Here is an 8,968-nt window from a genome sequence, read left to right on the forward strand (position 1 = left end):
AAAGAATCTACCACATAATATTTCATTTAATATGTCCCCCTTAATCAAAAAAGATTTTCTCAATATGACCTTGAGAAAATCTTTTTTACAAAATTTAAAATACAGCTTTACTTATCTAATCCTAAAGCACCTCTTACATAAGATTGTGCAACATTCTTATAGTCAAGTTCTTTCAATTTAAAGACTATTGCTCCAAAAATCTCATAAGAAGAAGTTTCTTCTCTTCCTTCTGCTTTTAAAAAATTTTCAATTAATCTGCTTGCATTTGAAAGATCTGATTCTGTTAGATTAATGTTTATATCTTTTGCTGCATTTTCTATAGATCTTATTACTTTACTTATATTGAACTCTTCTTTTAATCCATTTTTCTTTCTAACAACCATCATAAATCCCCCTTGTCTACTAATTTTATACCAAATAATCAATAAAGTACTAATTTATTTGATGACTTAAGTATATCATATATATATCGTAATTGACAATATACAATGGACAAGGAAGGATAAAAATCTTTCCAAGATTTCTTTGATATTTTTATATGTGTTAGATGAGTTTTAAATGTAATTTTACTTCACCCATGCACCGCTATAATTTACATAATATCCATCTATCCATGTGCCTGCTGCCATTCTTCCAGTATCATAGTAGAAGTAGTACCAATTTCCCCCTATATTCTTCCATCCTTTGTTCATCTTACCTTCAATTCCTGTATCGCTGCTTGTATTGAAATAATACCAATATCCATCTATTCTCTGCCATCCTGTTTTCATTATACCAATACTGCTTGTACTTGATTGATCCAAATAATAATAATAGTCATCTCCCAATCTTATGAAGCCTGTTGCCATCTGACCATTTCCATAAAAATAATACCAGCTTCCATTATTATAAAGCCATCCAGTCTTCATGTATCCTTTTTCCCTTACTCCATCACCTTCAGGATTGAAATAGTACCATTCCCCATCTATATACCTCCATCCGGTAACAAGTTTTCCCATATTATTATATTGTGGTTCCAGGTAATACACAGAATCATTTCCAAGGTTAATAAAATTTACTGCCATCTGGCCATTGCTGTAAAAATAATATCTTCCTGAATCTATGTCTTTCCAGCCAGTTACAAATGCATTGTGAGAATCCACATAATATCTCTCTCCACCAACTGTATTCCATCCTTCCTTTATTTGCGAACTATCAGAAGCATTATTTATATTTCCATTATTAGGAGTTTCTATATTATCTACAGATTTATTCATAGTGAGAATGCTGCTTTCAGGTTCCCTGCTTATATTATCTACAATAGACTGGCCCCACACGAGTTTATCAAATACTGGTGAACCATCAAATGCATATGTGGCTATTTTATTTCTTATAGGAAATTCTCCTTCTGTTAGATTATCACAACCTGAAAATGCATATGGTTCCACAAAAGTAAGATTGTTCTTAAAAACAGCTTTCTTTAAATTTATACAGCCACAGAATGCATTTTTTCTTATTTCAATCATTGTTTCTGGAATAGTAACACTTGTAATTTCCTTATTTCCATATAAAACATTTTCTCCTACTGCTAAAACTCCTGAAGGGATTTCAACATCACCAGATTTATCTTTTACATCAAGAAGAATGTTATTTATAATTAAAAATCCATCATTATATTTTTGATTTTTAAGCCATTTTGTATTGTTAAATGAAGAATAACTTATTCTTGTAACTGTTTCAGGCATATCTATATTTTCAAGATTTACACATAAATTAAATGCTTCAGGTTCAATTCTTCTCACAGTTGAAGGTATCTTTATGCTCTTTATAGTCTGATCATACTGAACTGAATCAGATACACTAGCCCTCTTTACAGTTACAAGACTCAATATTCCTGTAACTCTAGTACCATTTAATTTTGAAGGTATTTCAATATATTCTTTAGGATTCTGTATTCCAAAAAGACATATAGTCCCATCTTCATATTTGTAATACTTCCATATATTTCCCTGATCATCAGTTGCTTCTTCAGGCATTTCTGAAGATATTACTTTAATTTCTTTGTATTCTACTGTTTCATGGTATGGATCTGCGTATGCAGACATATTACTTTGACTAAAAATCGATATTGTTGCTAAAGCTGTTGATATAAGTCCTACAATTCTTTTATTAATTTTTATCATATTCTTCTCCCTTATTATTCCATTAATTAGAAATTATTAATATATTATACAATTGATTATTTAATTTCAAGTCCTAATATGCCCTTAAAAATCCAAAAATAATTGCTTAACCAAATAAATTATATTTCATTAAATTATAACTACAATAAAAAGCAGACTATAGACTATTGCAAAGTACTATAATCTGCTTTTACTTCAGTTTAAAAATTTATTTATTATTTTCTCTTTATTATTTAAGGTAAATTCTCTTAACTATAATGAATTATTCTGTAACAACTCCACCTTCAACAACAAGATTATCTTCAAATTCAGAACCATATACTGATTCTAATGTATCTTCATATGCCTTATGCACAAAATTTTCTTTTCCTAAAGTTTCAAGTTCAGTATTAATCCAATTCTTAAGGTCTGCATTTCCTTTAGCTACAGCTGGAGCAATTGTGTCTATGCTTCCTAAAGATGAAATTCCAACAGTAAATCCAGGATTGTCTTTTGCCCATGCAATAACTTCTGTATTATCACTTAATATACCATCACCACGTCCATCTTTCAATGCTTGGAATATTTCTGAATACTGTTCATATTTCACAAGTTCTACTTCTGGATGCTTTTCTGTCATATATGTTTCAGCAGTTGTTCCTTTAGCAACAATTATCTTTTTTCCTGCAAGATCATCTTCTGATTTTATTGGTGCTCCTTCTGGTGAAACAACTCCAAGAGAAACTTTCATATAAGGATTAGCAAAATCAACTTTTTGTTTTCTCTCATCTGTAACTGTAAAGTTTGCCATAATAATGTCAACCTTGTTTGATTCAAGATACGCAACCCTGCTTGCTGCATCTACAAGTACAAACTCAACCTTTGATTCATCTCCTAAAAGATCTTTTGCAAATCTTTTTGCAATATACACATCAAATCCCTGATTTTCTCCATTAGAATCTACATATCCAAAAGGTGCCTTATCACTGAATACGCCAATCTTTATAGTTCCTCTTTCCTTTATTGCATCAACAGTGCTCTTTCCAGCATCTGTAGTTTTTGCTTCATTATTTTGGCTTCCACATCCTGCAAGACAAGTTACTGATAAAGCTCCTGCAAGTAATATAGCCGCTAATTTTTTTAATTTTTTCATACTCTTTCTTCCCCTCTTCTTAAAAGAATTATTTATAGCAAAATATACTGTAATAATAATTTATTGCAATATATTGCCTCCCCAAATTTATATATTAATTTTTTCTTTTAATCAAAATTAACTGTTTAAAATATTAATATTTAATACTGAAATATATTAAGAAATTGTTTAGCACGTTCAGTTTTAGGATTTGTGAAAAATTGTTCTGGCTCTGATTCCTCACATATCTTTCCTCCGTCAATAAAGATTATCCTATCTGCAACAGCCTGTGCAAATCCCATTTCATGAGTTACTATAACCATTGTCATTCCCTGTTTTGCAAGTTCAAGCATAACATCTAAAACCTCTCTAACCATTTCTGGATCTAAAGAAGCTGTAACTTCATCAAATAATATAACTTCAGGATTCATACATAACGCTCTCACTATAGCAATTCTCTGCTTTTGTCCACCTGAAAGCTGGCGTGGATACGCATCTTTTCTATCAAGAAGTCCTACTCTTTCAAGAAGCTGTTCAGCCTGCTTTGTCACTTCTTCTTTATTCCTTTTTTGAACTTTTAAGGGTCCAAGCATTATGTTTTCCATAACTGTCATATGAGGAAATAATTCATAATTTTGAAAAACCATTCCTATTTTTTGATGAATCTCCTGCCAATTTGCATTTTTATCACTAAAACTGATATCTTTAAATTTAATATCACCACTTTGAAATTTTTCAAGTCCATTAAGACATCTTAAGAATGTACTTTTTCCACATCCTGAAGGTCCAAGTATAACAAGAACTTCTCCCTTATGAAGTTCTAAATTGATTCCTTTTAATATTTCCCTGTCATCTTCATATTTTTTATGTATATCCTGTACCTTTAATAAAACAGGATTGCTCTGATTGTCCATAACTTCCTCCTAATTATTCCATTTTGCTTCAAGTCTTTTAGATATTCTTGATAATGGATAACAAATTATAAAATATAAGAAAAATATAAAACCATATATCCAGAAAGATGCAGTTGGAAATTCAAATCTTGCAGTTTCTATAATCTGCTGTCCAACTTTAACAACATCTATAACTCCTATTAAAACTACAAGAGAAGTAGTTTTTACCATTCTTGTTGCAAGATTTATAGTTCCCGGTATCATCCTTCTTATTGCCTGTGGAATCATGATATATCTGTAAAGCTGATAACTGCTTAATCCAAGCGCCTTTCCTGATTCTATCTGATGCTTTGGAAGAGACTCTAATGCACCTCTTACAATATCACCCATTTCAGCTGCTCCCCACAATGTAAATACTATTATTGATACAGTTTCTCCAGCTAAATTTATATTTAATGCTGTTGTTACCCCAAAATAGAATATAAACAGCCATACCAGTGTAGGTATAATCCTGAATGCTTCAAGGTAAACCCTGTTTATAAAAAGAACAATTTTACATTTTGATGTTCTGCTTAAACCAATTAAAATTCCAATAAGAGAACCTATTATTATAGATATAAATGCAATTTCAGCTGTTGTCAGCAGTCCTTCAAAAATACGCTGAAGATTTTTTCCCTGAAATATGATACTAATTGCCGAATTCTGCATATCTCAACTTCCTTTCTACTATTGTAAGTACAAATGACACAGGCAGTATAATAATAAGGTATACTATAACGAGCATTGCTAAAGACTCAAAAGTCCTGTAATACATTCCTATAAGATCCTTTGTCAAATTAGTAACTTCTATTATGGAAATAGCTCCAAGAATTGAAGTCTCCTTTAAAAGAAATATAAAATTTGCACTTATTGACGGCATACTTATAGAAAAAGCCTGAGGAATTATAACATATCTTATAAGCTGGGCTTTTGAAAGTCCTATACTTATACCAGATTCAATCTGAGTTTTTGAAACTGCCTCAAGACCACTTCTGAATGCTTCTGCCATATAGCTTCCTCCAAGAAAAGCAAGTCCAATTACTGCACATGATGTTTCATTCATTGTGAACCCAAGTTTAGGAAGCCCAAAATATAAAAAGAATATCTGTACAAGCAATGGAGTATTTCTTGAAAGTTCAATATAAGCTTTTACAATCCAATCTAAAACTTTCACTTTAAAATATAAAATAATACTGCATATCATTCCAATCAAAATTGATAATACTATTCCTATAAAACCGAGTTTAATTGTAAGACATGCTGCTTCTGCATACAAAGGTATACTGTCAGAAATAAAATTCCAATCGATGCTCATTAACTATCACCTTTCTAAAAACAATATTATATTAATTCTTACTATTTCTGTAGGATATTAGTATATTATCAAATATAACCAATTGTGTCAACATTAAATAACTGCCTATATTATGTGAAATTACAGACATTTTTTTAATTTTTCCAAGTTACCAAATAATATCTCTTTAATCATACGTATCACTATTTATAACATTCTAAAATAAATTTAAAGTTTCTATATGATTTCATTATCTTTAAGCAAATTTTTTCTAATATGTTTAATTATATTTATGTTTATGAAACATTTTTTTATATTGCCAGTCAAGATAATTGTAATTTTTTATTTATTTTTTTATATTTTTAATAAATACTGTCTCAATATATATATTTTTGTTATAATATAAATATATTACAGAATTGCTTTAATAACGTATATGAGCTACTAAAGGGGGATTTTTAATGAGAAAACTACAATTAAAAAAGGGTTTTAAGAAAGCAAAAAGCAATCTTACAAACAAAAAAATTGACAAAAAAATTATGTTAAATATGATTTTATCATCTGCTGTTCCATTAATCTTAATAACAATAGTATCTTTAACAATAAATTATCTCTCAATAATTTCAACATTAAAGAAAACTTTGTCAAAATCAGCTGAATTAGCTTCAATGGAAATAACCTCTAATCTTGATAATTATAAAGCTGCAATGACTGATTTAGCAAACAATCAAATTTTTGATGAAGATAATTTTAACGCCGAACAGTTAGACATACAATTTAACAATACTATCAAGAATTATGATTTTAAAAATATCGGCTATGCAGACATAAATGAAAATACTTTATATGGAACAGATATATCTGAAATAACTGATACTGCTTGTTTTGATTTTTGTACAAGCACTAATATAACAACAATATCTGATTTAATGATAAATGCCAAAACTAACGAACCACAATTTGTCATAATGGCTCCAATAATAAGAAATAGTCAAATTAAAGGAGTAGTATATGGATTTAAAGATGCTGACTTTTTATCAAAAATAACCAAAAAAATAAAATTAAGTGATAATAGTTCTTCATATATCTTAAATAGCAATGGAGACATTATTGCTCATGATGATATAAGTCTGGTAAAAAATAAAAAGAACTTTATAAATGATTCTAATACTGATTCCTCATATAAAGATTTGGCAGAAATACAAAAGAAAATGATTGCTGGTGAAAGTGGATTTGGAACTTATACTTATGATTTTCTAGAAAAGACTATTGCTTATACCCCTATTGATAAAACAAATAACTGGAGTATTGGACTTGCTGGTGAAACTGATGAATTTTTATCAGGAATGAAAAAAGAAATTCTTATTATAATAGTACTAGCAATTATTTTATTACTTCTTAACATAAAATATTCAAAAATATTATCATATAACATATCAAATCCAATAAATTCATGTATAAATAGATTAGAACTTCTTTCAAAAGGTGATTTAGAAAGTGATATACCAGAAATAACTACTGATGATGAAACAAAAATATTAGCTGATGCTACTAAAAAAACTGTAGAATCCTTAAGGATGTACATATTAGATATAAAACAGGTTCTTGGAAGCATTGCAGCTGGAAATCTTGCTGTTGAAACCAGCATGAATTATGATGGTGATTTTATAGAAATCCAGAAATCACTTTCTGAGATAATTCAAAAGTTAAATGAAACTTTCCATGAAATAAAAGAAGCAGGATTTCAAGTTCATGAAGGAAGCAGCCAAATGTCTGAAACTTCTCAGGATCTAGCAACAGGCGCTACAGAACAAGCAGATTCCATAAACCATCTTACTGAATCTATGAATAAAATAACAGAAGAGATAAGCAATACTTCAATCCATGCCCAAAACACAAATTCTATAGTAAATTCACTTACTAAAAATATAGAAAGAGGCAATAAGCAAATGAATGAAATGCTTACTGCTATGGATGAAATTGAAGAAAACTCACAAAATATAAGAAGCATAATAGAAACTATAAATAATATTGCAGAAGAAACAAATCTCTTATCATTAAATGCAGCAATAGAAGCTGCAAGGGCTGGTGAAGCCGGTAAAGGATTTGCTGTTGTAGCAGAACAAGTTAAAAAATTAGCTGAACAAAGCTCAAAAGCTGTAAAAAATACTGCTGATTTAATAGAAACTTCAATAAAATCAGTTGCCAAAGGAAAACAGATTACTGATGAAACTTCAAAAATGCTGAATGAAATAGTAAAACATACTAAAGAGGCCGCAGATTTAGTTAATAATATAACTGGTGCTGCACAAAATCAAGCCCTTTCTATTAAACAAATAAATGATAGAATCGAACAGATTTCAGATATAGTACAATCAAACTCAGCAGTTGCAGAAGAAAGTGCTGCTGCAACTGAGGAATTAACTGCTCAGGCAGAAACACTGGATAATATGATTAAAAAATTCACCCTTAAATAATATACATAAAGACTGTGGTTATAACTATTTAACTACAGTCTTTATTTATTTCTTATATAAAAATATCTGTATATGTCTTCTTTACAAATAATATTTTAGCACTTTTATATTTCTCTTAGTCTATTATGTGACTAAATCTTAGTTTTTTAATTCTATAATTTCATATATAAAAATAAAAAACCAGCAAGTACAGTTGGCAAATGTACTTACTGGTTTTCATAAGGGTATTGAAGATTATAAGGGATTATTTAATTACTATAAATAAAAACCATCTTTTGTTCTTATATTCTGAAATTTATACAGTTTTTACCTTTTGTATATGTGGTATTTAACATTTCTTTAAGAGTAAGATTCATCTTTTGTCCTTACTTCTTTTGTTTTTACATTTTTATTATCTTTTGCTTGAATCTATAATAACATATTTTTTTCTTTATTTCTACATTTTTTTATAAATTTTTCTTATTTTTATTCGACAAATCATAATTCTGTATTCTTTTTTATTTTATTCTTAAAAACATTTTGATGATATGTTTTTTAATTTATATAATATATATTGCAGTATTAGAATTACATCTGAAATTTATCTGGTACATATAAGAAATCTTAAAAAGATTTCATCCTTTATCGTACAATATAAATATATTTAATTCACCCATGCACCATTGTTATTTACATAATATCCATCAATCCATGTATTCCTAGCCATTTTACCATCAGAGTAAAAATAATACCAGTTTCTATCTATATTTCTCCATCCACCTTTATTCATCATTCCTTCAATTCCCTGATCACTTGATCTGTTAAAGTAAAACCAGTATCCGCCTACAAACTGCCATCCTGTTTTCATTATTCCTATACTGCTTGTTATAGTTTCATCAAGGTAATAATAATAATCTCCTCCTAGTTTTATATCTCATTAAATAATACACTCTTTATTTTACATATAGGTTCCAAAAAAACTAACATTATGAATTTATTTTTTTATTATATGC

8 protein-coding genes are annotated in these 8,968 nt (G+C 28.9%); 1 reads left to right on the forward strand and 7 read right to left on the reverse strand.

The window, feature by feature from the left end; all coding sequences use genetic code 11:
- Positions 1–107: 107 nt before the first annotated feature.
- From Q0F58_RS15135 to Q0F58_RS15160, 6 genes are all read right to left on the reverse strand, one after another.
- A complete protein-coding gene (locus Q0F58_RS15135; RefSeq protein ID WP_294378325.1) occupies positions 108–386 on the reverse strand; it encodes an ATP cone domain-containing protein in 279 nt (92 codons plus the stop codon).
- A 180-nt stretch (positions 387–566) separates the two neighbouring features.
- Positions 567–2,162, reverse strand: coding sequence for a leucine-rich repeat protein (locus Q0F58_RS15140; protein WP_294378327.1), 1,596 nt, complete (start codon positions 2,160–2,162; stop codon positions 567–569).
- Between the two features lie 262 nt (positions 2,163–2,424).
- Positions 2,425–3,294 carry a cysteine ABC transporter substrate-binding protein gene (locus Q0F58_RS15145; RefSeq protein ID WP_294378330.1) on the reverse strand — a complete coding sequence of 290 codons (870 nt, stop codon included), beginning with the start codon at positions 3,292–3,294 and terminating at the stop codon, positions 2,425–2,427.
- Between the two features lie 140 nt (positions 3,295–3,434).
- Positions 3,435–4,187 (reverse strand): amino acid ABC transporter ATP-binding protein, encoded by a 753-nt coding sequence (locus Q0F58_RS15150; protein WP_294378334.1) that lies wholly within the window; start codon positions 4,185–4,187, stop codon positions 3,435–3,437.
- Between the two features lie 9 nt (positions 4,188–4,196).
- On the reverse strand, positions 4,197–4,874 hold the full coding sequence (locus tag Q0F58_RS15155; RefSeq protein ID WP_294378336.1) for an amino acid ABC transporter permease: 678 nt from the start codon (positions 4,872–4,874) through the stop codon (positions 4,197–4,199).
- A complete protein-coding gene (locus Q0F58_RS15160; protein ID WP_294378339.1) occupies positions 4,855–5,520 on the reverse strand; it encodes an amino acid ABC transporter permease in 666 nt (221 codons plus the stop codon). The genes Q0F58_RS15155 and Q0F58_RS15160 overlap by 20 nt, the downstream gene beginning before the upstream one ends.
- Positions 5,521–5,960: 440 nt before the next feature.
- On the opposite strand from Q0F58_RS15160, the gene Q0F58_RS15165 reads away from it, so the two are divergent.
- Positions 5,961–7,976 carry a methyl-accepting chemotaxis protein gene (locus Q0F58_RS15165; RefSeq protein WP_294378341.1) on the forward strand — a complete coding sequence of 672 codons (2,016 nt, stop codon included), beginning with the start codon at positions 5,961–5,963 and terminating at the stop codon, positions 7,974–7,976.
- Positions 7,977–8,619: 643 nt separating this feature from the next.
- On the opposite strand, the gene Q0F58_RS15170 is transcribed toward Q0F58_RS15165, so the two are convergent.
- Positions 8,620–8,823 (reverse strand): hypothetical protein, encoded by a 204-nt coding sequence (locus Q0F58_RS15170; protein ID WP_294378344.1) that lies wholly within the window; start codon positions 8,821–8,823, stop codon positions 8,620–8,622.
- Positions 8,824–8,968 lie beyond the last annotated feature (145 nt).

It is taken from the genome of uncultured Clostridium sp. (assembly GCF_934754915.1).
Lineage (GTDB): Bacteria > Bacillota > Clostridia > Clostridiales > Clostridiaceae > Clostridium.

Coding starts and splice junctions, on each gene's coding strand:
- Q0F58_RS15135 (WP_294378325.1), bottom strand. CDS start 386: ATGATGGTTGTTAGAAAGAAAAATGGATTAAAAGAAGAGTTCAATATA.
- Q0F58_RS15140 (WP_294378327.1), bottom strand. CDS start 2,162: ATGATAAAAATTAATAAAAGAATTGTAGGACTTATATCAACAGCTTTA.
- Q0F58_RS15145 (WP_294378330.1), bottom strand. CDS start 3,294: ATGAAAAAATTAAAAAAATTAGCGGCTATATTACTTGCAGGAGCTTTA.
- Q0F58_RS15150 (WP_294378334.1), bottom strand. CDS start 4,187: ATGGACAATCAGAGCAATCCTGTTTTATTAAAGGTACAGGATATACAT.
- Q0F58_RS15155 (WP_294378336.1), bottom strand. CDS start 4,874: ATGCAGAATTCGGCAATTAGTATCATATTTCAGGGAAAAAATCTTCAG.
- Q0F58_RS15160 (WP_294378339.1), bottom strand. CDS start 5,520: ATGAGCATCGATTGGAATTTTATTTCTGACAGTATACCTTTGTATGCA.
- Q0F58_RS15165 (WP_294378341.1), top strand. CDS start 5,961: ATGAGAAAACTACAATTAAAAAAGGGTTTTAAGAAAGCAAAAAGCAAT.
- Q0F58_RS15170 (WP_294378344.1), bottom strand. CDS start 8,823: ATGAAAACAGGATGGCAGTTTGTAGGCGGATACTGGTTTTACTTTAAC.